The sequence below is a fragment of the Variovorax guangxiensis genome, from assembly GCF_003952165.1.
GTDB classification, from domain to species: Bacteria; Pseudomonadota; Gammaproteobacteria; order Burkholderiales; family Burkholderiaceae_C; genus Variovorax; species Variovorax guangxiensis.
In genome coordinates, this window is record NZ_RXFT01000009.1 from 102,001 (window position 1) to 125,487 (window position 23,487).

19 protein-coding genes and 1 pseudogene are annotated in these 23,487 nt (G+C 67.9%); 7 read left to right on the forward strand and 13 right to left on the reverse strand.

The genetic code is table 11. From position 1 onward, the window contains the following. Positions 1-26: 26 nt before the first annotated feature. The 6 genes from EJP67_RS20875 to EJP67_RS20900 all read right to left on the reverse strand — a co-directional run bounded on the left by EJP67_RS20875 (position 27) and on the right by EJP67_RS20900 (position 10,380). Positions 27-6,272, reverse strand: coding sequence for a hybrid sensor histidine kinase/response regulator (locus tag EJP67_RS20875; protein WP_126023624.1), 6,246 nt, complete (start codon positions 6,270-6,272; stop codon positions 27-29). A gap of 184 nt (positions 6,273-6,456) precedes the next feature. Further along, positions 6,457-8,766, reverse strand: coding sequence for a methyl-accepting chemotaxis protein (locus EJP67_RS20880; protein WP_126023625.1), 2,310 nt, complete (start codon positions 8,764-8,766; stop codon positions 6,457-6,459). A 42-nt stretch (positions 8,767-8,808) separates the two neighbouring features. Next, positions 8,809-9,342: a chemotaxis protein CheW gene (locus EJP67_RS20885; RefSeq protein ID WP_126023626.1), complete on the reverse strand. Its 534-nt coding sequence runs from the start codon at positions 9,340-9,342 to the stop codon at positions 8,809-8,811. Between the two features lie 19 nt (positions 9,343-9,361). Next, positions 9,362-9,727: a response regulator gene (locus EJP67_RS20890; protein ID WP_093304503.1), complete on the reverse strand. Its 366-nt coding sequence runs from the start codon at positions 9,725-9,727 to the stop codon at positions 9,362-9,364. Further along, positions 9,727-10,125 (reverse strand): response regulator, encoded by a 399-nt coding sequence (locus EJP67_RS20895; RefSeq protein ID WP_093205631.1) that lies wholly within the window; start codon positions 10,123-10,125, stop codon positions 9,727-9,729. The genes EJP67_RS20890 and EJP67_RS20895 overlap by 1 nt, the downstream gene beginning before the upstream one ends. An 84-nt stretch (positions 10,126-10,209) precedes the next feature. Then, the gene (locus EJP67_RS20900; protein ID WP_007838397.1) at positions 10,210-10,380 is read right to left on the reverse strand and encodes a rubredoxin; all 171 of its coding nucleotides are present in this window, start codon (positions 10,378-10,380) and stop codon (positions 10,210-10,212) included. 111 nt (positions 10,381-10,491) lie between these two features. Between EJP67_RS20900 and thiD the strand changes: the two genes are divergently transcribed. The 3 genes from thiD (at position 10,492) to EJP67_RS20915 (ending at position 13,334) form a co-directional block, all read left to right on the forward strand. Beyond that, positions 10,492-11,454, forward strand: coding sequence for a bifunctional hydroxymethylpyrimidine kinase/phosphomethylpyrimidine kinase (gene thiD / locus EJP67_RS20905; RefSeq protein WP_126023627.1), 963 nt, complete (start codon positions 10,492-10,494; stop codon positions 11,452-11,454). Between the two features lie 102 nt (positions 11,455-11,556). Beyond that, positions 11,557-12,843, forward strand: coding sequence for a glutamate-1-semialdehyde 2,1-aminomutase (gene hemL, locus EJP67_RS20910; RefSeq protein ID WP_126023628.1), 1,287 nt, complete (start codon positions 11,557-11,559; stop codon positions 12,841-12,843). A 5-nt stretch (positions 12,844-12,848) separates the two neighbouring features. Next, complete coding sequence (locus tag EJP67_RS20915; protein ID WP_126023629.1) at positions 12,849-13,334, forward strand: hypothetical protein; 486 nt, start codon at positions 12,849-12,851, stop codon at positions 13,332-13,334. 77 nt (positions 13,335-13,411) lie between these two features. On the opposite strand, the gene purH is transcribed toward EJP67_RS20915, so the two are convergent. From purH to dusB, 3 genes are read right to left on the reverse strand one after another with little or no spacing between them, the layout of a single operon-like run. Then, on the reverse strand, positions 13,412-15,019 hold the full coding sequence (gene purH, locus EJP67_RS20920; RefSeq protein WP_126023630.1) for a bifunctional phosphoribosylaminoimidazolecarboxamide formyltransferase/IMP cyclohydrolase: 1,608 nt from the start codon (positions 15,017-15,019) through the stop codon (positions 13,412-13,414). Positions 15,020-15,035: 16 nt separating this feature from the next. Next, the gene (locus tag EJP67_RS20925; protein WP_007838304.1) at positions 15,036-15,272 is read right to left on the reverse strand and encodes a Fis family transcriptional regulator; all 237 of its coding nucleotides are present in this window, start codon (positions 15,270-15,272) and stop codon (positions 15,036-15,038) included. Between the two features lie 19 nt (positions 15,273-15,291). Next, on the reverse strand, positions 15,292-16,356 hold the full coding sequence (gene dusB / locus EJP67_RS20930; RefSeq protein ID WP_126023631.1) for a tRNA dihydrouridine synthase DusB: 1,065 nt from the start codon (positions 16,354-16,356) through the stop codon (positions 15,292-15,294). Positions 16,357-16,530: 174 nt separating this feature from the next. On the opposite strand from dusB, the gene EJP67_RS20935 reads away from it, so the two are divergent. Continuing rightward, positions 16,531-17,001: a YqaA family protein gene (locus EJP67_RS20935; RefSeq protein ID WP_126023632.1), complete on the forward strand. Its 471-nt coding sequence runs from the start codon at positions 16,531-16,533 to the stop codon at positions 16,999-17,001. 15 nt (positions 17,002-17,016) lie between these two features. On the opposite strand, the gene EJP67_RS20940 is transcribed toward EJP67_RS20935, so the two are convergent. From EJP67_RS20940 to ychF, 4 genes and pseudogenes are all read right to left on the reverse strand, one after another. Beyond that, on the reverse strand, positions 17,017-17,691 hold the full coding sequence (locus EJP67_RS20940) for a glutathione S-transferase (protein WP_126023633.1): 675 nt from the start codon (positions 17,689-17,691) through the stop codon (positions 17,017-17,019). A 62-nt stretch (positions 17,692-17,753) separates the two neighbouring features. Next, entirely contained in the window at positions 17,754-17,939 is a 186-nt protein-coding gene (locus EJP67_RS20945; protein ID WP_126023634.1) for a hypothetical protein, read from the reverse strand. Beyond that, a pseudogene (locus EJP67_RS20950) lies at positions 17,936-18,464 on the reverse strand (ATPase). Before EJP67_RS20950 ends, EJP67_RS20945 begins: the two are co-directional and overlap by 4 nt. 27 nt (positions 18,465-18,491) lie before the next feature. Then, complete coding sequence (ychF, locus tag EJP67_RS20955) at positions 18,492-19,583, reverse strand: redox-regulated ATPase YchF (protein ID WP_126023635.1); 1,092 nt, start codon at positions 19,581-19,583, stop codon at positions 18,492-18,494. A gap of 209 nt (positions 19,584-19,792) precedes the next feature. On the opposite strand from ychF, the gene EJP67_RS20960 reads away from it, so the two are divergent. The 3 genes from EJP67_RS20960 to EJP67_RS20970 all read left to right on the forward strand — a co-directional run bounded on the left by EJP67_RS20960 (position 19,793) and on the right by EJP67_RS20970 (position 23,460). Beyond that, on the forward strand, positions 19,793-20,746 hold the full coding sequence (locus tag EJP67_RS20960; protein WP_126023636.1) for a sugar ABC transporter substrate-binding protein: 954 nt from the start codon (positions 19,793-19,795) through the stop codon (positions 20,744-20,746). Positions 20,747-20,869: 123 nt separating this feature from the next. Next, positions 20,870-22,471, forward strand: coding sequence for a sugar ABC transporter ATP-binding protein (locus tag EJP67_RS20965; protein WP_126023637.1), 1,602 nt, complete (start codon positions 20,870-20,872; stop codon positions 22,469-22,471). Further along, positions 22,468-23,460: an ABC transporter permease gene (locus EJP67_RS20970; RefSeq protein ID WP_126023638.1), complete on the forward strand. Its 993-nt coding sequence runs from the start codon at positions 22,468-22,470 to the stop codon at positions 23,458-23,460. Before EJP67_RS20965 ends, EJP67_RS20970 begins: the two co-directional genes overlap by 4 nt. Positions 23,461-23,487: the final 27 nt, after the last annotated feature.

Below are 23,487 nucleotides of genomic sequence, written 5' to 3' on the forward strand. Positions count from 1 at the left end.
CCTTTTCTTTGATGGAGCGCGGCGCGTCAGGCGGCAGCCGCCAGCGCCGGCTCGCTCGTGTACGCCCGCACCAGGCGCAGCAGCTCCTCTTCCGAGTACGGCTTGCCGAGGTAGTGGTTCACGCCCAGCGTGCGCGCGTAGTCGCGGTGCTTCTCGGCGATGCGCGAGGTGATCATGATGATCGGCAGCTCGGCCAGGGCCGCGTCGGCGCGGATGTTGCGGGCCAGGTCGAAGCCGTCCATGCGCGGCATCTCGATGTCCGACAGCACCACCGCCGGGCGTTCCTGCTGAAGCCGTTCGAGCGCCTGCAGGCCGTCGGCCGCGAGGGACACGCGATAGCCTTCGCGCTGCAGCAGGCGCTGCGTGACGCGGCGCACGGTGATGGAGTCGTCCACCACCAGCACCAGCGGGATCTGCGGCACCACCGGCGCCAGCGCCTGCGACGGCTCCTGCGGTGCGCCGTGCTCGACCGCAGCGGTCGCGGCCTGCGCCGCCGAGGTTGCCGCGATCGCGGCTGCGGCCTGGCGCTCGCGCGCCTGCTCGCCATGCACCGCGGCCAGCGCCACCGGGTTGTAGATCAGCGCCACCGCGCCCGAGGCCAGCACCGAGATACCGGCCAGGCCAGGCAGCCGCGCCAGCTGCGGGCCGAGGTTCTTCACCACGACTTCCTGGTTGCCCAGCACTTCGTCCACGTGCAGGGCGACGCGCTGCGCCGCGCTTCGCACGACCACGATGGTGTTGTTCTTGGCCAGGCCGTGCTCGCTGCGGGTGGACGCCTGCAGCAGCGCGCCGGTCCAGTAGAACGGCACATGCTCGCTGCCGAAGGGATGGCTGTTGTTCAGGTAGGCGGCCTCGAGGTCGGCCGAGCCCACGCGCTGCACCAGTTCCACCAGGTTCGACGGCACGCCGATGGACACCTCGCCCGCGCGCAGCATCACCACGTGCGTCACGGCGGTGGTCAGCGGCAGCACCAGCTTGAAGGTGGTGCCCTGGCCCTGGGTGCTGTGCGTCTCGATGCGGCCGCCGAGCGCCGCGATCTGCGCGCGCACCACGTCCATGCCGATGCCGCGGCCGGCGAGTTCGGAAACCTGCCCCGCCGTCGAGAAACCGGGCTTGAAGATCAGCTCGGTGGCCTCTTCGGCCGTGAGTTCCTGGTCGGCACCCAGCAGGCCCAGCGTGCGGGCACGCTCGGCGATGCGCTTGTGGTCGAGGCCGGCGCCGTCGTCGCGGAAGCTCACCGACACGTCGTTGCCTTCGTGGTGCAGGTCGATGACGATCAGGCCGCTGGCGTCCTTGCCGGCCTTCTCGCGCACGGCCGAATCCTCGATGCCGTGGGCCACGCAGTTGCGCAGCAGGTGCTCGAAGGCGGGCGTCATCCGGTCGAGCACGCCGCGGTCCATTTCGATGGAACCGCCGACGATGTCCAGGCGCACCTGCTTGCCGGTGTCCTTCGAGGCCTGGCGCACCACGCGGTAGAGGCGGTCGGAGATGCCTTCGAACTCCACCATTCGCGTGCGCAGCAGGCCGCGCTGCAGTTCGCGCGTCTGGCGCGCCTGCACGCTGAGGTCGTCTTCCGTCGCCTGCACCGTCTTCTGCAGGGTGCGCTGCACGGTGGCCACGTCGTTCACCGACTCGGCCATCATGCGCGTGAGCTCCTGCACGCGGGTGAATCGGTCGAACTCCAGCGGGTCGAAGCTCTGCTGCGAGTCCTTGGCCTGCGCGAGGCGCGACTGCATCTGGCTTTCGGCCTGCACTTCGATGTCGCGCAGCTGCTGGCGCAGGCGGTCCAGGTTGCCCGTGAGGTCGGACAGCGAGCCGCGCAGCTGGCCGAGTTCGGCCTCCAGGCGCGAACGCGTGATGATGACCTCGCCGGTCTGCGCGACCAGGCGGTCGAGCAGCTGGGTGCGGATGCGCACCGCCTGGCCGGTCGCGGCACGCAGCGGTGCCACCAGGGCGGCCGGCGCGGGGCGCGGCTGCAGCGTGGCGGGGGCGTCGGCCGCTGCCGCTTCGGGAGCCGCAGCGGCTTCGGCGGCGGGCTGGTCGTCCAGGCTCGCCACGGAGGCGGCGGTCTCGTCGTTCGCCGGCACGCCGGCTTCGGGCGCCTGGGATGCGACGGTGACGGGCGCCGCCGAGGTGGCCGCGGCCACGATCTGGGCCAGCTCGACCTGCGTGGCGTCGTCGGCCGCGCGCAGCGCGTCGAAGGTGGCCTGCAGGGTGTCGAGACGCATCAGCAGCTTCTCGATGTCGGCCCGCTCGGCGCCCTGGGAACCCAGGACCTCGATCTCGGACTCCATGCGGTGCGCGCGCTCGCCCAGGCGCATGGCGCCGGCCAGCCGCGCGCTGCCCTTGAGCGTGTGCAGCGTGCGCAGCACCGAGGCACGCGGCGCGCTGTCGTCGGGGTGGTGCGCCCACTGGCGCAGCGCTTCGCCGAGCTGGGGCAGCAGTTCGGCCGCCTCTTCCTCGAAGATGGGGAACAGGTCGACGTCGACCGCGTCGGCCAGGTCGATGGCGTCTTCGGAATCGTCCAGCGCCACGTCGGCGACCGGCTCGCTGACCACCACCTGCGGCAGCGGACGGGCTTCGGCGCGCATGGCCACCTCGGTGGGCATCGGCGAGTTGGCGATGTCGCGCAGCGCCTGCAGCGTGCCTTCCGCCGGATCGCGCAGCAGGCCGACGGCGAACTGGTGCAGCAGGCGGCGCAGTTCGTCGGCCGCGGCCACCAGCACCGTGCCCTGCTCGCGCGTGCCGCTGCCCTGCATCTGCAGGTGCTGCAGCGCGGCCTCGAACAGGCGGGCCATGCCCGACAGGCTGTGGAAGCCGACGGTGGCCGAGCTGCCGGCCAGCGAATGGGCCAGCGCGATGGTCGAGTCGGGCATGCGCTCATGCGACTCGAGCGCCCACTCGCCGACATCGGTGGCGAGCTGGCGGGACCATTCGTCGGCCTCGTTGAGGTAGACGTTGTAGAGCTGGATGCCGATGCGCAGCGGGCCGATGACCTTGACCTGGTCGTCGGCGCTTTCCTGCGGCACTGCAGGAGCGGCGGCTTCGATGGCTTCGACGGGCTGAGCCGCCTCGACGCTCGTCACGGGTTCCGGCGCCGGGGCCTCGACCGCATCGGCGACGAGGATCTGCGCCTCGGCGGGAGCGGCCGGTGCCTCGAAGATGGGCACGAGGGCTTCCTCGGCCGCAGCCACCGGGGCAGGCTGGGGTTCGGCTTCGGGCTCGACCGCCAGTTGCGGCTCGGGCACGGCGACCGGCTCTTCCACCGGCAGCGGAGCTTCCACCGCCTCGACCGCTTCGGGAACGGAAACGGAAACGGGCTCCGGCTCGACGACGGGTTCCGCAGCCTGCACGGGCAGCGGCTCGGGCTCCCATTGCAGATCTGGCAGGCCGGCGGTGGTGGGCACGGTGGCGGCGATGGGTTCGGCCGCGGGAGCCGGCGGAGTCGCCAGTTCGGCGGGTTCCTGCTTGAGTTCGACGGTCGCGGGCGTCCTGGCGGGCGGCGCGAGGAAGTCGAACATCTCGCCGCTGGGCAGGACCAGCGGCGCGGGTTCTTCGGCCTGCGGCTTGGCATCGAAGTCGATGAAGTCGGTCGACGTGAAATCGTCGTCGGCCTCGGGCGTGCCGGCCTTCGCGGGCTCCGGCACCTGCCAGTCCAGGGTCTGGAGCGGCGGGATCTCGGGGGCCGCGGCCGGTGCAGGCGCCTGCACGGGCGCCGGAGCCTGCGTGGTGAACGACAGGTCCGGCAGGTCGGGCAGGCGCAGGGGCGGCAGTTCCGCCGCGACCGGTGCAGGCGCCACTGGCGCGGGAACTTCGAGCGGCGCGGGCGCGGACATCGGCGCCTCGGCGGCGATGTGGCGCGCGGCGACCGCCAGGGCCTCCGCGTCGGCCACGCGCACCGGCGGGGGCACGGGCTCGCCGGCCAGCAATGCATTGGCCACGCGGCTGAACGGCGCGGACTTCCAGCCCTGCGCGGAGCCCGCGGCGATGGCTTCGACCCATTGGCCGAAGTCCTTCATCGTGCGTTCGGTGCCTTCCAGCAGCGCCGGCGTGGCGGGGCGCTGGTCGGCCAGCCAGGTGTTGAGCACCTGTTCGAGCGACCATGCGGCATCGCCGAACTCGGTGAGGCCGACCATGCGCGAGCTTCCCTTGAGCGTGTGGAAGGCACGCCGCAGGATCGTGAGCTCCTCGGAGTCGTCCGGGTAGCTGCCGAGTTCCTCGATGGCGGCCAGGCCGTTCTGCACGACCTCGCGCGCCTCTTCGAGGAAGATGTTCTGCAGGTCGTCTTCTTCGAGCTCGGTGACTTCGGTGTCGGGCAGCTCGGCCGGGCCGGTGATCTTGTGGGTCCAGCTGTCGGCCTTCTTGCTGAATTCCTCGATCGGCGAAGGCTTGGCCTTGGGCGCGGCGAGCGCCGCGAGCTTGGAGGCGATCTGCGCGTCGACTTCCTCGATGCTGAGCACGGCCTCGGCGGCGGGCGCCTGGCCCGCGGCGGCGCCCTCGCCGCTCTCGGCCTCGGCAGCCTGGCGGCCCATCAGCGGCTTGAGCTCGCCCGCCTCGGCGTCGAACACGAACAGGCGCTTGGCCAGCGCGGGCTGGTAGCCCAGCATGTCAATCAGGAAGCCCAGCGCGCCGAGGTTGTTGCCCAGCGCATCGAAGCCGGCCATTTCCTCGGCCGGCGAGGTGCTGACGAGCATCGCCTCGACGTCCTCGCGCATGCGCTGGACGGTGAGCGCGGCCTGGTCGAGGCCGAGCACGGAGAACACGCCGCGCATCTGCATGAGCTGCGTCGGCACGGTGCGCAGCAGGCCCTTCTCGGCCGGGCGGCGGAAATACTGGTCGAGCGACTTCTCGAGTTCGCTCAGGTGGCTGCGCAGCTCGTCGACCACGGTGCCCATGGTCTGGCGGTCGCTCACGCGGCGGTAGAGGTCCTCCATCCACGGCTCGAGCGGCTCGGAGTGGCCGCCGGCGCGCACGCGCTCGATGCGGCCCGCGAGCTGCAGCGTGCGGGCGGTGAGCTGTGGATCGCTCGGGTCGAGGTCTTCGAGCGCGGCTTCGAGGTAGAGCACCGAGGTGGCGACTTCCATCGCGAGTTCGGTACCCGGCGCCTGGCCGGAACGCACGGAGGCCTCGACCGCGTGGGTCAGGGCCTGCACCATCGGCAGGCTCGGCGGATGCAGCTTCTGCAGCGATTCGCCCAGCTGCGCGAAGGTGTCCGCCACCTGGCGGGTGCGGGTGATGTCGCCGCCCGAGAGCGCCGACCACATTTCCTTGGCGGTCTCGATACGCTTGCGCGCTTGCTGCAGCACGAGCGGATCGAAGCGGCCGAACTGCTCGACGTTGTAGTCGACGCGCTGTTCGCCCGAGATGCCCCAGGCGGTGCGCACGGTGCGCAGCGTGGCGGCATCGTCGCCCGCGGCGGGCACGGCCTGCGCGCAGAAGAAGAGCAGGTCCTGGCCCAGCCGGTCGGACACGAGGCTGTCGCCGCGCGCGAGCGTGGCGTATTGCAGCAGCACACGGGAGGCGGCGCGCTTGACGTAGGCGTCGGGCTGGATCAGCCCCGCTGCCAGGGCCTCGAAAAAGCCCGCGGCCAGGGTCCAGAAGCTGGAGACGCGAGGCAGCAGCGCGCCGCGGCCGAGGCCCAGGCACAGCGCATGCAGCCGGCGCGCGGCCTGCGTGTCGCCGCTCTTGACGAGCTGCAGCACCTCGCGGTCGAGGCGCGAGCGCACGGCCGGGTCGTAGGCGACGGCAGCCTGCGTGACCGCGGGCTTGATCTCGACCCAGCGCCAGGCGGTGCTCCACAGGTCGGCCGGGTGCACGCGCTCGTTGCCGACCAGTTCGAGGACGTCGCGGTACTGCGGAAACAGCGCGACCGACGACACCGGCTTGCCGGCCAGCAGCGCGCCGAGGAAGTCGGTGACGGCGAAGCCTGCACGCTCGATCTTGAGCACCGCGGCTTCGGTGCAGCGCTGCGGCTCGGCGATGAAGCCCTGCACCGCGAACTCGATGGCGCCGAGCACCAGCGCGGGCGAGGAATGCCCCACCATCTGGAGCGCGCCGACGGCCTGGTGCAACTGCTGGCGGGCCATCTGCAGCGGACCGGCCTCGGGCTCGGACGCGGCGGCATCCACTTCGCGAACGAAGCGCCGCAACGACTTGCCTACACCGTCAAGGGATTTCTGGATTTCTCCCAGCACCCAGGCCAGCGGCCCGAGGTCTTCGGTGACCGGCGTGTTGCCGGCGTGAGGGGCCGTGGCAGGGGTTTGAATCGACACGTTGGGTGCTCGCCGTTCTTTGACTGTCAGTTTTTCAATGGGCGCGATGCGCCCCGAATGCACAAGGCCGTCGCGGCCACTTCACGAAACACCGCGGAACCGGCTTTGCCGGGCCGCCGGTATTGCCCCCGGAAGAGGGCTGCCGCAGCGACACGAAGTGCGCGAAGGCTGGAGGAGAGCGTCATCACGCAATCTTGAAACGGGCAACCGATCGGCGCAGTTCTTCGGCCATCTGCGAGAGTTCGCGCACCTGCTGTGCCGTGGTACGCGTGCCCTCGCCGGTCTGTTCCGTCACCGCGAAGATGTGCTGGATGTTCGCGGCCACCACGTTGGCCGAATCGGCTTCGCGGGAGGCGGATTGCGAAATCTGCTCGATGAGGTCGGCGAGTCGGCGCGACACGCGGTCGATCTCGGACAGCGCGGTACCCGCGTTGTCGGACAGCTTGGCCCCTTCGACCACACCCTGCGTGGAACGCTCCATGGCGCCCACCGCGTCCTGCGTGTCGGTCTGAATCGCCTTCACCAGCGCCGAGATCTGGCGCGTGGCGTCCGCGGAGCGTTCGGCCAGCCGCTGAACTTCTTCCGCCACCACCGAGAAGCCTCGGCCGGCTTCACCGGCGGACGCTGCCTGAATGGCGGCGTTCAGTGCCAGCACGTTCGTCTGTTCGGTAATGTCCGAGATCAGCTCCGTGATTTCACCGATCTCCTGCGAGGATTCGCCCAGGCGCTTGATCCGCTTGGAGGTTTCCTGGATCTGGTCGCGGATGGAGTTCATACCGCCGATGGCGTTCTGCACGGCCTGCAGACCCGACGACGCAGCCTGCAGCGACTGGCGCGCCACGGTGGCGGACTCTTGCGCCTGGGTGGACACGCCGTTGATTCGCTCGGCCATGGTCAGCACCGACTGGCCGGTTTCGCGAATCTCGCGCAGCTGTTCGGTCGATGCCGCCAGCAGTTCGGTGGAGGTGTTTTCCACCTGCGACGTCGTCTGCGCCACGCGGGTTGCCGTGTTCTGCACGTTGCCCACCAGCAGTCGCAGTTCTTCCACCGTGTAGTTCACCGAGTCGGCGATGGCGCCGGTGATGTCCTCGGTCACGGTCGCTTCCTGCGTCAGGTCGCCTTCGGCCACTGTCTGCAGTTCGTTCATCAGCCGAAGAATGGCGGCCTGGTTGGCGTTGTTCACGCGGCTGGCTTCGTCGGAAGCCTGTTCGGCGGCCAGACGCTCGCGTTCGGCGACGGCGGCGCGTTCGCGGCCTTCGCGCACCTGCACGAAACCGATGGCGCCGGCGAGTGCCAGGGCGGCCAGCGACAGCACGAACAGCAGCACGATGGTGCCGGCGCCAAGGCCGGTGCGGGCGGAGAGCTTTTCCTGCAGGTCGCCCAGCGACTTGCGCAGCGGCTCGCTGTCGGTCAGGATCGATGCCTGCGCTTCGCGCGCGGCCACCAGGCCCTGCAGGTTGCCCAGAATGGCCGATGCCTGCGTGCGCATCTGTTCATAGGTCTTCAGGATGGCTTCGAGCTGCTGGCGCGTCTGCGGGTCCTTCGAGCCGGGGAAGCGCTGCTGCGCATTGCCGTCGAGCAGGCCGCGGGTGGTTTCCTGGAAGGTGTTCAGGTCCTTGCCCAGCAGGAACACGGCGTCCGGGTTCACACCCTCGACCGTGAAGAACTCGTTGGTCGACTTGCCGATGCGCTGCGTCAGCATCACGAGCTGGCCGGCGGCCGAGATCTCGGGCAGCGTGGCGTTCTGCTGCATCTTCAGCGAGGCGACGGTTTCCGTCATCTCGAGCAGCGTGGACGACTGCTGGTTGATGTCGCGCAGAGCGGCACCCACCTGCGTCAGGATCTGGCGCTGGGCCAGCACGACCTTGGCGCTGGCGTCGGCACGGGTGACGAGGGGATTGATCTTGTTCATCTCCTCGTCGTACTGGTTGCCCACGCGCTCCAGGCGCAGCGAGTCGTCGCCGTTGGTCAGGCCCTGCACGCGGCGCGTGAGGTCGTCTGCGGCGTCCTTCACTTCGACGAAGGCCGAGGCGCTGCCCACGAGGGCCTGCGAGATCGACTTGGCGAGACGCTGCGACTGCATCAGCGACTGGCCGGTGGCCGCCACCTGCTGCGCGAGGCGTTCGGCGCGAAGAATTGCGGAGCCTGCGACCAGCAGCAGCAGCAGCACCACGACCGCCAGCATGATGGCCAGGATACGCTGCTGCTTCGCGGGGTTGGAGCCCGCGCGGCCGCCGGTGGCGTCGGGCGCGACTTCGGCAGGCGCGGCGCCGGGCTCGTTGGCTGCGTCGCCGCCGCCGGGCAGGTCGACGTCGCCGAAGCTGGTGTCGGGGGCCGCGGAGCCCTTCCTGGCGAGGCGCACGGTTTTCTCGTCCGGAACCTGGACGGTATCGACATCGTCGAGCGATATCGAACCGGAGCCATCGACGCGGGCCTTGTCGTTCCCGTTGTTCACGGGCAGTAATTTCTTGAACTTGTCGGCGATCGAGCTCACGGTCGGTCCTTCAGGTGGTTTCCGGTACGGCGTGCGGCGGCACTACGCACCAATGCTCAAAAACTGGGGTTGCTGCGAAAGCGCCTGCAGGTTGACTTCCTGCCAGCGCTCCCCCGCTGCATCGGTAAACAGATGCCCGTGCCAGGCAGGTGCTTCTGCGCCAGGAGGCTCGGATGCCGTGAAGGCCTCCGCCCCCCGCAACCCCGCCAGTCGATCGACCAGCAAAGCGCAGTTGACTTCGAGCAGCTCGTTGAAAGCAACGAGCCGCGACTGGATGCGCGCCGCCTCGGTGGCGGCCAGCGCGACAGGAACGCCGGTGGCGAACGCCGCAAGCTGCACGACGCCGTAGAGGCCGCCGCGCAGGTTGGCAACGCCGAGGAACCACGGCTGCGTGTAGGGCACGGGCTGCGGCGGCGTCCAGGGAAAGATCTCGCCGGCGTGTCCCAGCGGAAAGAGGTATTTGCCCTCGCCGGCCTCGACCGCCAGCCAGGTGGCGGCCACCCCCGTCGTGCGAGCGGCCTGCAGGCGGCTCGCCAGCCGGGACTGGAAGGCTCTCAGAGCATCGCGATTCGCCATGGACTCGGCAGGCTTTCGCTCAGTTCAGGGCGCTGATCTTGGACATCAGGTCGGCGGCGTTGACCGGCTTCACGATGTAGTCGCGCGCGCCCTGGCGCATGCCCCAGACGCGGTCCGTCTCCTGGTTCTTGCTGGTGCACAGGATGATCGGGATCGCGGCGTATTTCGGGTCGCGGGCGATGGCGCGCGTGAGCTGGAAGCCGTTCTGGCCGGGCATGACCACGTCCATGAGGATCAGGTCGGGGTGCTCTTCCTCGAGGCGGCGCATGGCGTCGTCGGCGTTTTCAGCCGTCTTGACGGCGAAGCCGTTCTTCTGGAGGAGGTCGGACAGGAACACCAGTTCCGTCTTGGAGTCGTCGACGACGAGGATTTTTCGAATGGGCATTACTGCACTTCCTGTTGAACGGTGCCAAACTGCTGCACGGCCTGCAGCAGCTGGTCTTTGGTGAAAGGCTTGGTCAGGTAGTCCTGGGAACCGACCATGCGGCCGCGTGCCTTGTCGAATACACCGTCTTTCGACGACAGCATGACGACCGGGACGTTGGAAAAGTGGGCGTTGCGCTTGATGATGGCGCAGGTCTGGTAGCCGTCCAGGCGCGGCATCAGGATGTCGCAGAAAATCAGATGCGGCTTGTGGTCGTTAACCTTGGAGAGCGCGTCGAAGCCGTCTTCGGCGAGAAGAACCTCGTGCCCACCCTGCTTCAGAAAAATCTCGGCACTGCGCCGGATGGTGTTGCTGTCGTCGATGACAAGCACCTTGTAACCAGATCCATTCGGGCCCATTGCAAACGCTCCTGCTCATGAGACTTGGAAGCCCGCCGCGCCGAACATCGACGCAGACCGCGTAGCTCTATCTATGCCATGCTTTCAGATTTCAACCATTTCGAAGTCTTCCTTGCGCGCGCCGCACTCAGGACAGGTCCAGTTCATCGGAACATCGGCCCAGGCCGTGCCTGCCGCGATGCCATCTTCCGGTACACCAACCGCTTCGTCATAGATCCACCCACAAATCAGGCACATCCAAGTTTTCGTGTTCATCGGAGCTTAAAGTCCTTGTTCATTAAATGCAACGAGTGTATCTATGCGTATCTCTCTGGCAGACTGTAAACGTCGCGCCTATGCCACCATCCAGAGGATTCCGCACGGCGTATGACCATCTACTTACTTCCAGCAGACGACGCCCGCAAACCGGGCGATCTTAACGACCCCTCGCAGGATGCCGGCGAGCCGGCCGAGCACGACCTGAATCCCCCCTGCGTGCTGGTGTTCAATGCCAGCGATCCCAGCGGTGCGGGCGGGCTGGGCGCCGACGCCCTGGCCATGGGGTCGGTAGGCGCACACATCCTGCCCGTCGTCACGGGCGCCTACGCCCGGGACACAGCCGAGATTTTCGATCACTTCCCCTTCGACGAGGAGGCCATCGCCGAGCAGGCGCGCGCCATCCTGGAGGACGTGGAGGTACAGCTGATCAAGGTCGGCTTCGCCGGCACCACCGAGGCGCTGAGCACCATCGCGGAAACCGCCGCCGACTATCCGGAGGTGCCCGTGGTGGCCTACATGCCCAATCTTTCCTGGTGGGACGAGAACCTGATCGAGCCCTATCTGGACGCTTTTCGCGAGCTCGTCCTGCCCCAGACGACAGTGTTGGTTGGAAACCACAGTACCCTGTGGCGCTGGCTGCTTCCGGACTGGAACGGCGACCGTCCGCCCGGCGCGCGCGACATCGCCAAGGCCGCCGGCGAGTTCGGCGTGCCCTACACGCTGGTCACCGGCCTGATGCTGCCCGACCAGTTCATAGACAACGTGCTGGCCTCGCCGCAGTCGGTGCTCGCCAGCGAGAAGTACGAGCGGCTCGAGGCCGTCTTCGCGGGCGCGGGCGACACCCTGTCGGCCGCGCTGGCCGCCCTGCTCGCCAGCGGCACCGACCTCGTGGCCGCGACCACGGAAGCGCTGGCCTACATGGACCGCTGCCTCGACGCGGGCTTCCGGCCGGGCATGGGCCACGTGCTGCCCGACCGCCTCTTCTGGGCCGAGCCCGAGCCGGAGGAAGGCGACGACGATCCCGACGCCCCGCCGGACTTCGCCCTGCCCCCGCACGACACCCGGCACTGAAAATGTTGCTCGCCCCCAAGGCTGCGCGCACTCCGTGTCGCTTCGCCCCTACCGGGGCGGCCGTGCGCGGCGGCCCCCACTGAAAACCTCTGCTGAGTCCCGATGCCAAGTACCGATCGCAACGACATTCTTTTCGAGCGCGCCCGCGCCGTGATTCCCGGCGGCGTGAACTCGCCCGTGCGCGCCTTCAAGGCCGTGGGCGGCACGCCCCGCTTCGTCCAGCGCGCCCAGGGCGCCTATTTCTGGGACGCCAACGACAAGCGCTACATCGACTACATCGGCTCCTGGGGCCCGATGATCCTGGGCCACGGCCACCCCGCCGTGGTCGAGGCCGTGCAGAAGGCCGTGCTCGAAGGCTTCTCCTACGGCGCGCCGACCGAGCGCGAGGTCGAACTGGCCGAGGCCATCCTCGCGCTGGTGCCGTCGATGGAGATGGTGCGGCTGGTCAGTTCCGGCACCGAGGCCGCCATGAGCGCCCTGCGCCTGGCGCGCGGCGCCACCGGCCGCAAGAGCATCGTCAAGTTCGAGGGCTGCTACCACGGCCATGCCGATGCGCTGCTCGTGAAGGCCGGCTCCGGCCTCGCCACCTTCGGCAATCCCACCTCCGCCGGCGTGCCGCCCGAGGTGGTGCAGCACACCATCGTGCTCGAATACAACAACCTGCAGCAGTTGGAAGAAGCCTTCGCGCTGCACGGCAAGGACATTGCCTGCCTGATGATCGAGGCGATCGCCGGCAACATGAACTTCGTGCGCGCCACGCCCGAGTTCGCCCGCCGCTGCCGCGAGCTCTGCACGCAGCACGGCGCCCTGCTGGTCTTCGACGAGGTGATGACGGGCTTCCGCGTGGGCCTGCACGGCGCGCAGGGGGTGCTGGGCATCAAGCCCGACCTCACGGTGCTCGGCAAGGTCATCGGCGGCGGCATGCCGCTCGCGGCCTTCGGCGGCCCGCGCGCGATCATGGAACAGCTCGCGCCGCTGGGGCCGGTCTACCAGGCCGGCACGCTGTCGGGCAACCCGGTGGCCACGGCCTGCGGGCTCGCCACGCTGAAGGAAATCGCGAAACCCGGTTTCTACGAAGCGCTCGGCAAGAAGACGCGCTCGCTGGTCGAAGGGCTCAAGGCCGCCGCCGCAGTCGAAGGCCAGCCCTTCAGCGCCGACAGCGAAGGCGGCATGTTCGGCTTCTTCCTGATGAAGGACCTGCCGCAGAACTATGCCACCGTGATGACAACCGACAACGCGAAGTTCAATGCGTTGTTTCACGGTCTGCTGGATCGCGGCGTGTATATTGCGCCCGCGCTTTACGAAGCAGGTTTCGTGAGCGCAGCACACAGCGACGACGACATCGCCGCCACCATCGAAGCCGCACGACAAATCTTCAGGACACCCTAGCCATCATGAACTTCCTGCGCACGCTGCCGGCCTTGAGCATCGCTCTTCTCATTCCCGGCTTCGCAGCGGCGCAGGACTCGTCCTTCGATCCGAAGAACATCTGGATCAACCCCGGCTTCTATTCGGCCCACTTCGACAGCGGCAAGGGCCTGGAGAACGTCAACCAGGGGCTGGGCTTCGAGTACCCTCTGAACGACACCTTCCGCGTCACGGCGGGCACCTTCCGCAACAGCGACCGCAGGCAGTCGAACTACGTCGGGCTGTATGCGCTGCCCTTCGAGTTCTACGGCGTGAAGTTCGGTGCGGTGGTGGGCGGCTTCGACGGCTACCCCAACTACCGCAACGGCAACTGGTTCCCCGCCATCCTTCCGGTGGCGGCCATCGAAGGCAAGAACTGGGGCCTGAACATCGCCTACGTGCCGACGATCAAGAACCGGCTGTACGGCGCCGTCACCTTTCAGCTGAAGTACCGCTTCGGCAACCACGAGTAGCGGCAACTGAACCGCCGCCGCCCAATGAAAAAGCCGGCACGCTGCCGGCTTTTTTCGTGGAGGCCGCGCCTTCCCCGTCAGTGACGGAAGTGGCGCACGCCCGACAGCACCATCACCACGCCGCGCTCGTCGGCGGCGTCGATGACTTCCTGGTCGCGCATCGAGCCGCCCGGCTGGATCACGCAGCTCGCACCCGCATCGACCACCACGTCGAGGCCGTCACGGAACGGGAAGAAGGCGTCGCTGGCCACGGCCGTGTCCTTCAGCGAGAGGCCGGCATGCTCGGCCTTGATGCTGGCGATGCGCGCCGAATCGAGGCGGCTCATCTGGCCCGCGCCCACGCCCATGGTCATGCCGTTGGCGCAGAACACGATCGCGTTGCTCTTCACGTACTTGGCGACCTTCCATGCGAAGAGCAGGTCCTGCAGCTGCTGCGGCGTCGGCTGCTTCTTGCTGACCACCTTGAGGTCGCTGGCGGCGAGCTCGTGGTTGTCGGCCGTCTGGATTAGCAGGCCCGAGCCGACGCGCTTGACGTCCATGGCGTTGCGGCCGTTGTCCCAGTCGGTCGTGCCACCCTTGGGCAGTGCGATTTCCAGCACACGCACGTTGAGCTTGGCCTTGGTGGCCTGGAACACCTCGAGCGCCTCGGGCGTGTAGCCGGGCGCCATCAGCACTTCGACGAACTGCTTGGCGATCTCCTGCGCGGTCGCGCCGTCCACCGGGCGGTTGAAGGCGATGATGCCGCCGAAGGCCGAGGTCGGGTCGGTCTTGAAGGCCTTGGAATAGGCCTCGGCTGCGTCCTTGCCGATGGCGACGCCGCAGGGGTTGGCGTGCTTCACGATCACGCAGGCGGGCACGTCGAAGCTCTTCACGCATTCCCATGCCGCGTCGGCATCGGCGATGTTGTTGTAGCTCAGCTCCTTGCCCTGCAGCTGCTTCGCCGACACCAGCGAGCCGGGCGCCGGATGCAGGTCGCGATAGAACGCGGCCTGCTGGTGCGGGTTCTCGCCGTAGCGCAGGTCCTGCACCTTCACGAAGCGGCCGTTGCTCTGCGCCGGGAAGAGCGAGCGCTTCGGCGCGGGCTGGCCGATGCTGGCGTCGAAGTCGATGGCCGAGAGGTAATCGCTGATCGCGCCGTCGTAGTCGGCGATGCGGTTGAACGCGGCCACCGAGAACGCGAACTTGGTCTTGTCGCTGAGCTTGCCGTTCGCCTTCAGCTCGGCCAGCGCCACGGCGTACTGCGAGGAGTCGGTGAGCACGCCCACGTCCTTCCAGTTCTTGGCCGCGCTGCGCACCATGGCCGGGCCGCCGATGTCGATGTTCTCGATCGCGTCTTCCAGCGTGCAGCCGGGCTTGGCCACGGTGGCCTCGAACGGATACAGGTTGACCACCAGCAGGTCGATGGTGTCGATGCCGTGTTCCTCGATGGCGGCGACGTGCGCGGGCAGGTCGCGGCGCGCCAGCAGGCCGCCATGGATCTTCGGGTGCAGCGTCTTCACGCGGCCGTCGAGCATTTCGGGAAAGCCGGTGTGGTCGGCCACCTCGGTGACGGGCAGGCCCGCATCGGCGAGCAGCTTGGCGGTGCCGCCGGTGGACAGCAGCTTGATGCCCAGCGCATGCAGCGCCTGTGCGAATTCGAGAATGCCGGTCTTGTCGGAAACGGAGATGAGTGCTGTCTGGGCCATTGGATATGCCGTGGGGTTATTTCAAGAGTTTGTGTTCGACCAGCTTCTTGCGAAGCGTGTTGCGGTTCAGGCCCAGCCATTGCGCGGCCTTCGACTGATTGCCCTCGGCGCGCGTCATCACGACATCGAGCAGGGGTTTTTCGACCACGCGCACGAGCATCTCGTACATGCCGTCGGGTTCGGTGCCGCGCAGATCGCGAAAGTAGCTGTCCAGACTGGTGCGCACGCAGTCCTCGATGTGTTTCTTGCTCATTGCTTCTTCTTTTCCTCTCTCAATGGACGGCGCAGGCCGCCTCCTCTTCTTCGCCCGGCGCGTCTGCGTCCGCCGGGCGTTGCACGGGCATGCGGTCCATGTGGTCCGCCAGCCCGTCGAAATAGTCGCCGACCGCGCGCAGCTGCTCGGCACAGTCCTCGATGGTGTTCATGCGCGCGCGAAACGCCTCGCCGTCGGGCAGCGTGCGCACGTACCAGCCGATGTGCTTGCGCGCCGTGCGCACACCGCTGTAGTCGCCGTAGAGCGCATAGTGCTCCACCAGATGGTCGAGCAGCAAGCGGCGCACTTCCACCACCAGCGGCGGCGCGCGGTGCGTGCCGGTTTCGAGGAAGTGCGCGATCTCGCGGAAGATCCACGGCCGGCCCTGCGCGGCCCGGCCGACCATCACCGCGTCGGCGCCGGTGGCCGCGAGCACGTCGCGCGCCTTCTCGGGTGAATTGATATCGCCGTTGGCCACCACCGGCACGCGCACCGCGGCCTTCACGGCGGCGATGGTGTCGTACTCGGCGAAGCCCTTGTAGCCCTGCTCGCGCGTGCGCCCGTGCACGGTGAGCATCTGCACGCCGGCGGATTCGAAGTCTCGCGCCAGCTTCACCGCGTTGCGGTGCTCCAGGCTCCAGCCGGTGCGCATCTTGAGCGTGACAGGCACGCCGAAGGGCTGCGCGGCGTCGACCACGGCCTGCACGATCTCCAGCGCCAGCGGCTCGTCGCGCATCAGCGCAGAGCCCGCCCACTTGTTGCAGACCTTCTTGGCCGGGCAGCCCATGTTGATGTCGATGATCTGCGCGCCGCGCTCGATGTTGTAGACCGTGGCCTCCGCCATCATGGCCGCGTCGGTGCCGGCGATCTGCACCGCGATGGGGCCCGGCTCGCCGTCGTGGTTGGCGCGCCGAGAGGTCTTGAGCGAACCCCAGAGTTCCTTGCGCGAGGTGACCATCTCGCTGACCGCGTAGCCCGCGCCGAGCTCGCGGCACAGCATGCGGAAGGGCCGGTCCGTCACGCCGGCCATGGGCGCGACGAACAGGCGGTTTTCCAGCGTGTGGTTGCCGATCTGCAAGGTCATTTGGAAGGGGAGCGTGCGCGTTCGGCTGCTGAAAAATGAGGCACGATTGTAGCCACGCCGCATTTCAGCGACTGAAACGATTTGCGCCTCGGTACCCCGTACAAATACCGGTGCGCGCCGGGGCTTTCTCCCACGCGGTTGCGGCGCGGGCGCTGCCTATACTGCGCCGACCCTATGCAAGCCTGGCTCGACTCCCTCCTTGCCCTGCTGGCGCTGCCGCAGGTCGGCCTCTCCACGCTGTTCGTTGCGGCCTTCGTCTCGGCGACGCTTCTGCCGGTGGGCTCCGAGCCATTTCTCTTCGGCCTGCTCAAGCTCAACCCCGACATGTTCTGGCCCGCCATCGCGGTCGCGACAGTGGGCAACACGCTGGGTGGCGCGGTCGACTGGTGGATGGGCTACGGCGCGCACAAGGTGGCCGACAAATACTCGCACTCGAAACATCATGTGCGCGTTCTGGGCTGGCTCGAGAAGCTCGGCCCGAAGGCCTGCCTGCTGAGCTGGCTGCCGCTGGTGGGCGACCCGCTGTGCGCGGTGGCGGGCTGGCTCAAGCTGCCGTTCTGGCCATGCGTGGCCTATATGGCGATCGGGAAATTCCTGCGCTACGTCACGATGACGGTCGCGCTGCTGTACGTCTTTCCATCCTGAAGCCGCCGCCTCGGCTCAGTTCAGCAGCTCGTAGGGCCCGCCGCGCTCCAGCGCGCGCTTGTACGCAGGACGCGAGTGGATGCGCTCAAGGTACGCCATCAGCTTCGGCCGCTTCGCATCGAGCCCCCCACGCGCCTGCGCGGCCTCGACCACGAAGCTCATCTGGATGTCCGCGCCCGTGAACGCATCGCCGGCGAACCACTCGCTCTTGCCGAGCTCGGCTTCCATGTAGTTCAGATGGTTGGCGATGTTCGGATGGATGAACGCCGACTTCGTCTTCGCCGCGATCGCCTTGGCCACCGGCCGCGCGAAGAAAGGCATCCTGCTCGTCTCGATGCGGTCGAAGATCAGCTTCATCAGCAGCGGCGACATCGCCGTGCCCTCCGCGAAATGCAGCCAGTAGCGATAGCGCACCGCCTCCGCCGAACCCGCGGCGGGCGCAAGGCGACCGTTGCCGTAGCGCTCGATCACCGTCTCGATGATCGCGCCCGACTCCGCGAGCGTCAGTCCGTCATCCGTCGTGACAACCGGTGACTTCCCCAGCGGATGAACGGCCCGCAGCGAAGCGGGCGCCAACATGGTCCGCGGATCGCGCTGGTAATGCACGATCTCGTAGGGCAGCTCCAGCTCTTCGAGCAGCCAGAGCACGCGCTGCGAGCGGGAGTTGTTGAGGTGGTGGACGGTGAGCATGGGGCGGGGCCTGGAAGAAGACAGGGCGCGCGGAGTCTATCCAACAACCCCGCGCCGTCGATTCACTTCACGCCGGCTTTGCGCAACTCGTCGGCCGTGACACGGACCGGCTTCTGGTCTCGCTGCACCACGATGGCGGTGTTGGTGCGCACTGCGGCTTCCCGCGCCGCCCGCGCAGCGCGCCGGATCGCAATCAGCGAAGCCGCAAGATCCTTGTCCTTAGCTTGTGCCAGTTGCTCATTGGTCATGGTGCTTCTCCCCATTCGATGAGTGCCGGCTCTTCGCCGGCGTTGTCGTACAGAGCCCAGGCATCGACCGCTCCGCGGTAGCTGTCGTCGAAATTCCTGCGCCCCGACACGAAGCGACGGCGAATCACGTCTTCAGGAATGTGATGGCCACCCTGGCGCACACGCTCCGCCACGCGCGCGATCGCAAATTCTGCCGTCGACAGCGCCAGGAAGAAAAGACTCACGTGATAGCCCAGGGCTCTCCAGGCGCCGATGTGACGCAGATAGCCCAGCCCCGACAAGGTGGTCTCGAAGGCGAAACTTTCCCGGCGACGGACGCATTCCGCAATTTCTTCGAGCATCAGCCGACCGGCCTTGATCGCTTCTGCTTCCGGCGCGAAAGGAGACAGCCCGGCTGCGATCAAGTCCGCATTGAGCATTGATGAAGCGCGAAACCTGCGCCTCCTGCGGAAGGAAGGCGCGGGCGAAAGTGGTCTTGCCCGCGCCATTGGGGCCCGCAATGATGACGATCTTGGGACGGCTCATCAGAGGGGGCCATTCACCCGGCGGGAATCAGGAGCTGAACAGGAAGTTCATCACGTCGCCATCCTTCACGACGTATTCCTTGCCTTCCGAGCGCATCTTCCCCGCGTCCTTCGCGCCCTGCTCGCCCTTGTAGGCGATGTAGTCCTCGAAGGCGATGGTCTGGGCGCGGATGTAGCCCTTCTCGAAGTCGCCGTGGATCACGCCTGCCGCCTGCGGGCCGGTGTCGCCGATGTGGATGGTCCAGGCGCGCACTTCCTTCACGCCGGCGGTGAAGTAAGTCTGCAGGCCCAGCAGCTTGAAGGCCGCGCGGATCAGGCGGTTCAGGCCCGGCTCTTCCTGGCCGATCTCGGCGAGGAACATCTTCTTGTCCTCGTCGTCCATCTCGGCCAGGTCGGCTTCGATCTTGGCGCAGATGGCGACCACGGGCGCGCCCTGCTTGGCGGCGTATTCGCGCAGGCGGTCGAGGTACGGGTTGTTCTCGAAGCCGTCTTCCGACACGTTGCCCACGAACATCGCGGGCTTGGCGGTGATCAGCGTGAAGCTCTTGACCAGCGGGCGCTCTTCCTTGGTGAACTCGAGCGCGCGCACCGGCGTGTTCTCGTTCAGCGCGGCCTGGCAGCGCTCGAGCAGGCCGACCAGCTTCTGCGCGTCCTTGTCGCCCGAGCGGGCCACCTTGGTGTGGCGGGCCAGCGCCTTCTCGACGGTGGCGAGGTCGGCCAGGCACAGCTCGGTCTGGATGACTTCGATGTCGGAGATCGGGTCGACCTTGCCGGCCACGTGGACGACGTTGTCGTCATCGAAGCAGCGCACCACATTGACGGTGGCATCGGTCTCGCGGATGTGGGCCAGGAACTTGTTGCCCAGGCCTTCGCCGGTGCTGGCGCCGGCCACCAGGCCGGCGATGTCGACGAATTCGACGATGGCGGGAACCACGCGCTCGGGCTTGACGATCTCGGCGAGCTGGTCGAGGCGCGGATCGGGCACTTCCACCACGCCCACGTTGGGTTCGATGGTGCAGAAGGGATAGTTCTCCGCCGCGATGCCGGCCTTGGTCAGCGCATTGAAAAGAGTGGATTTACCGACGTTGGGCAGGCCGACGATGCCGCATTGCAAACTCATGGGAGGTCCTCTTGGATAACCGCGAATTTTAGGCGAGCATGGTTTGGCGCCCGTCGGACAGGTCTTCGAACAGCATTCGAGCCCGCGGATGCATCAGGGTAAGACCCAATCGGCAAACGTTTGCGCAAACGTTTCCCTCAGTTAACATCGGCGCCCCGGCAAAGACCGGCGCACCCGTTCCGATCAACCTATCCCAGGAGACATCCACCATGAAGTTCACCCGCCGTACCCTGCAAAGCGCTGCCGCACTGACGCTGCTGGGCGCCATGGCCGGAACGCCCGCCTTCGCGCAGGACAAGCCCAAGGTCGCGCTGGTCATGAAGTCGCTCGCCAATGAGTTCTTCCGCACCATGGAAGACGGCGCCAAGGCGCACCAGAAGGCCAACGCCTCGAAGTACACGCTGGTGGCCAATGGCATCAAGGACGAAACCGACACCGCCGCGCAGATCAAGATGGTCGAGCAGATGGTGGCGCAGAAGATCAACGCGCTGGTCATCGCGCCGGCCGATTCGAAGGCGCTGGTGCCCGCGGTGAAGGCCGCCATCGACAAGGGCATCCTGGTGGTCAACATCGACAACCAGTTCGACGCCGCCGCGCTCAAGGAAAAGGGCATCCAGGTTCCCTTCGTCGGCCCCGACAACCGCGCCGGCGCCAAGCTTGTGGGCGACGCGCTCGCCAAGGAGCTGAAGGCGGGCGACAAGGTCGGCATCATCGAAGGCGTGTCGACCACCTTCAATGCGCAGCAGCGCACGCTGGGCTACCAGGACGCGATGAAGGCCGCCGGCGTGACGGTGGTGGGCGTGCAGTCGGGCCAGTGGGAAATCGACAAGGGCAACACCGTGGCCGCCGGCATGTTGCGCGAGCACCCCGACCTGAAGGCGCTGCTCGCGGGCAACGACAGCATGGCGCTGGGCGCCGTGGCTGCCGTCAAGGCCGCCGGCAAGACTGGCAAGGTGCTGGTGGTCGGCTACGACAACATCGGCGCCATCAAGCCGATGCTCAAGGACGGCCGCGTGCTCGCCACCGCCGACCAGTTCGCCGCCAAGCAGGCCGTGTTCGGCATCGAGACCGCGCTGAAGGCGCTGGCCGAGGGCAAGAAGCAGGCCGACATGCCCGCCGAGGTGAAGACCGACGTGGTCCTGGTCACCAAAGACTCCAAGTAAATGTTGCTCGCCCCCAGGCTTCGCGCACTTCGTGTCGCTTCGCCTACCCCCTACCGGGGGCAACACCTGAGGCCCGGCCAAGCCGGTTCCTCGGTGTTTCTTGAATGAATAAGGTTGCCATCGATGGCTGATAACGATCCCGGCGCGCCCGTGCTCTCCCTGAGCGCCATGGGCAAGGACTATGCGGCGCCGGTGCTGGACGACGTCTCGCTCGTGCTCAACCCCGGCGAAGTGCTGGCCCTCACGGGCGAGAACGGCGCGGGCAAGAGCACGCTGTCGAAGATCGTCTGCGGCCTGGTGCAGCCCACGCGCGGCCGGATGCTGCTCGACGGCAAGCCCTTCGCGCCCACCTCGCGTCGCGACGCGGAGCGCCTGGGCGTGCGCATGGTCATGCAGGAGCTCGGCCTCGTCACCACGCTGTCGGTGGCCGAGAACCTGCTGCTCGACCGCCTGCCCAACAAGACCGGCTGGATACGCAAGGCCAGGCTGCACGAGCTGGCCGCGCGCCAGCTCGCCAAGATCGGCATGCAGAACATCGACCCGGCCACGCCCGTGGCGCGGCTGGGCATCGGCCAGCAGCAGATGGTGGAGATCGCGCGCAACCTGCAGGACGACACGCGCGTGCTGGTGCTCGACGAGCCCACCGCCATGCTCACGCCGCGCGAGACCTCGCATCTCTTTGAGCAGATCGACCTGCTGAAGGCGCGCGGCGTGGCCATCGTCTACGTGTCGCACCGCCTCGAGGAGCTTCAGCGCATCGCCGACCGCGTGGCAGTGCTGCGCGACGGCCGGCTGGTGGATGTGCGCGCCATGGCCGGCGTGCGCGAATCCGAACTGGTGCAGCGCATGGTGGGCCGTGCGGTGCACGAGCACGAGGGTCGCGACCGCCGCGTGGCGGGCCCGGTGCTGCTGAGCGCGCGCGGCATCGGCCGGGCGCAGGTCGTTCGCGACGTCGACATCGACCTGCGCGCGGGCGAAGTCATGGGCCTGGCCGGCCTGGTCGGCTCGGGCCGGACCGAGCTGGTGCGCCTGCTGTTCGGAGCAGACCGCGCCGACCGCGGCGAGATCACGCTGCATGCCGACGGGCAAGCCACGCACCACGTCCGCAAGGGCTGGCGCTCGCCGATGCAGGCGATCCGCGCGGGCATCGGCCTGGTCACCGAAGACCGCAAGTCGCAGGGCCTGCTGCTGCCGCAGTCGATCCGCGTCAACGCCACGCTGAGCGACCTGGGCGCGATCTCGCACGCCGGGTGGCTGCGCGGCGCCAAGGAACGCGGCATCGCGCGCAAGCTGGTGGAACTGCTTCGCATCCGCTCGCGCAGCATCGAGCAGCCGGTTTCCACGCTCAGCGGCGGCAACCAGCAGAAGGTGGTTTTCGCGCGCTGGCTGCACCGCGAATGCAAGGTGCTGCTGCTGGACGAACCCACGCGCGGCGTGGACGTGGGCGCGCGCGCCGACCTCTACGCCGAACTCGACCGCATGACCGACGCCGGCAAGGCGCTGCTGATGGTGTCCAGCGACCTGCGCGAACTCATGGCCATGTGCGACCGCATCGGCGTGATGAGCGCCGGGCGCCTGGTCGCGGTGTTCGAGCGCGGAGAATGGACCGAACAATCGCTGCTGGCCGCGGCATTCAGCGACGCGACAGGACACGCAGCAGCAGCCAATCCGCCGACGGTATCCCCCGTTTCCGATCCGATCCCGGTCACCGCCGACACACCATGAACGCCGCCTCTACGACATCCAACACGCCGCCCGCGCCCTCCGCGCTGAAGGGCCAGCTCGGCACCTACCTGGGCCTCACGGTCGTGCTCGTGGGCATGATCGCCCTCTTCGGTTCGCTCAGCGAATACTTCCTGACGCGCGAGACCTTCGTCTCCATCGCCAACGAGATTCCCGCGCTGGCCGTGATGGCGGTCGGCATGACCTTCGTGCTGATCATCGCGGGCATCGACCTGTCGGTGGGCTCGGTGCTGGCACTCAGCGCGGCCGTCACGGCCGCCGCCATCCTCGAATGGAAGCTCTCGGTGCCGCTGGCCGCTGCGCTCGGCCTGGCCACGGGCCTGGTCTGCGGCACGGTCACCGGCGCGGTGTCGGTGGCCTGGCGGCTGCCGAGCTTCATCGTCTCGCTGGGCATGCTGGAGGCGGTGCGCGGCGGCGCCTACCTCGTGACCGATTCGCGCACGCAGTACGTGGGCGACGCCATCTCGGGCCTGGCCGCTCCGTGGATCGGGGGCATCTCCGCCGCCTTCGTGCTGGCGGTGGTGCTGGTGGTCATCGGGCAGCTGGTGCTCACGCGCACCGTGTTCGGCCGCCACGTGGTGGGCATCGGCACCAACGAAGAGGCGATGCGGCTGGCGGGCGTCGATCCGCGGCCCATCCGCATCATCGTGTTCGCCGTCACCGGGCTGCTGGCCGGCCTCGCGGGCCTGATGCAGTCGGCCCGCCTCGAAGCAGCCGACCCGAACGCGGGCGTGGGCATCGAGCTGCAGGTGATCGCGGCCGTGGTCATCGGCGGCACCAGCCTGATGGGCGGGCGCGGCTCGGTCGTCAACACCTTCTTCGGCGTGCTGATCATCGCGGTGCTGGAAGCCGGCCTCGCGCAGGTGGGTGCCAGCGAGCCGAGCAAGCGGATCATCACCGGCGCGGTGATCGTGGTGGCGGTGATCATCGACACGCTGCGCCAGCGCCGCGCGGAACGCCGGCTGGCCTGATCGCCGCCGCCCATCCAGCAAGAGGAA

Coding starts and splice junctions, on each gene's coding strand:
- EJP67_RS20885 (WP_126023626.1), bottom strand. CDS start 9,342: ATGGCGAATCGCGATGCTCTGAGAGCCTTCCAGTCCCGGCTGGCGAGC.
- EJP67_RS20890 (WP_093304503.1), bottom strand. CDS start 9,727: ATGCCCATTCGAAAAATCCTCGTCGTCGACGACTCCAAGACGGAACTG.
- EJP67_RS20895 (WP_093205631.1), bottom strand. CDS start 10,125: ATGGGCCCGAATGGATCTGGTTACAAGGTGCTTGTCATCGACGACAGC.
- EJP67_RS20900 (WP_007838397.1), bottom strand. CDS start 10,380: ATGAACACGAAAACTTGGATGTGCCTGATTTGTGGGTGGATCTATGAC.
- thiD (WP_126023627.1), top strand. CDS start 10,492: ATGACCATCTACTTACTTCCAGCAGACGACGCCCGCAAACCGGGCGAT.
- hemL (WP_126023628.1), top strand. CDS start 11,557: ATGCCAAGTACCGATCGCAACGACATTCTTTTCGAGCGCGCCCGCGCC.
- EJP67_RS20915 (WP_126023629.1), top strand. CDS start 12,849: ATGAACTTCCTGCGCACGCTGCCGGCCTTGAGCATCGCTCTTCTCATT.
- purH (WP_126023630.1), bottom strand. CDS start 15,019: ATGGCCCAGACAGCACTCATCTCCGTTTCCGACAAGACCGGCATTCTC.
- EJP67_RS20925 (WP_007838304.1), bottom strand. CDS start 15,272: ATGAGCAAGAAACACATCGAGGACTGCGTGCGCACCAGTCTGGACAGC.
- dusB (WP_126023631.1), bottom strand. CDS start 16,356: ATGACCTTGCAGATCGGCAACCACACGCTGGAAAACCGCCTGTTCGTC.
- EJP67_RS20935 (WP_126023632.1), top strand. CDS start 16,531: ATGCAAGCCTGGCTCGACTCCCTCCTTGCCCTGCTGGCGCTGCCGCAG.
- EJP67_RS20940 (WP_126023633.1), bottom strand. CDS start 17,691: ATGCTCACCGTCCACCACCTCAACAACTCCCGCTCGCAGCGCGTGCTC.
- EJP67_RS20945 (WP_126023634.1), bottom strand. CDS start 17,939: ATGACCAATGAGCAACTGGCACAAGCTAAGGACAAGGATCTTGCGGCT.
- ychF (WP_126023635.1), bottom strand. CDS start 19,583: ATGAGTTTGCAATGCGGCATCGTCGGCCTGCCCAACGTCGGTAAATCC.
- EJP67_RS20960 (WP_126023636.1), top strand. CDS start 19,793: ATGAAGTTCACCCGCCGTACCCTGCAAAGCGCTGCCGCACTGACGCTG.
- EJP67_RS20965 (WP_126023637.1), top strand. CDS start 20,870: ATGGCTGATAACGATCCCGGCGCGCCCGTGCTCTCCCTGAGCGCCATG.
- EJP67_RS20970 (WP_126023638.1), top strand. CDS start 22,468: ATGAACGCCGCCTCTACGACATCCAACACGCCGCCCGCGCCCTCCGCG.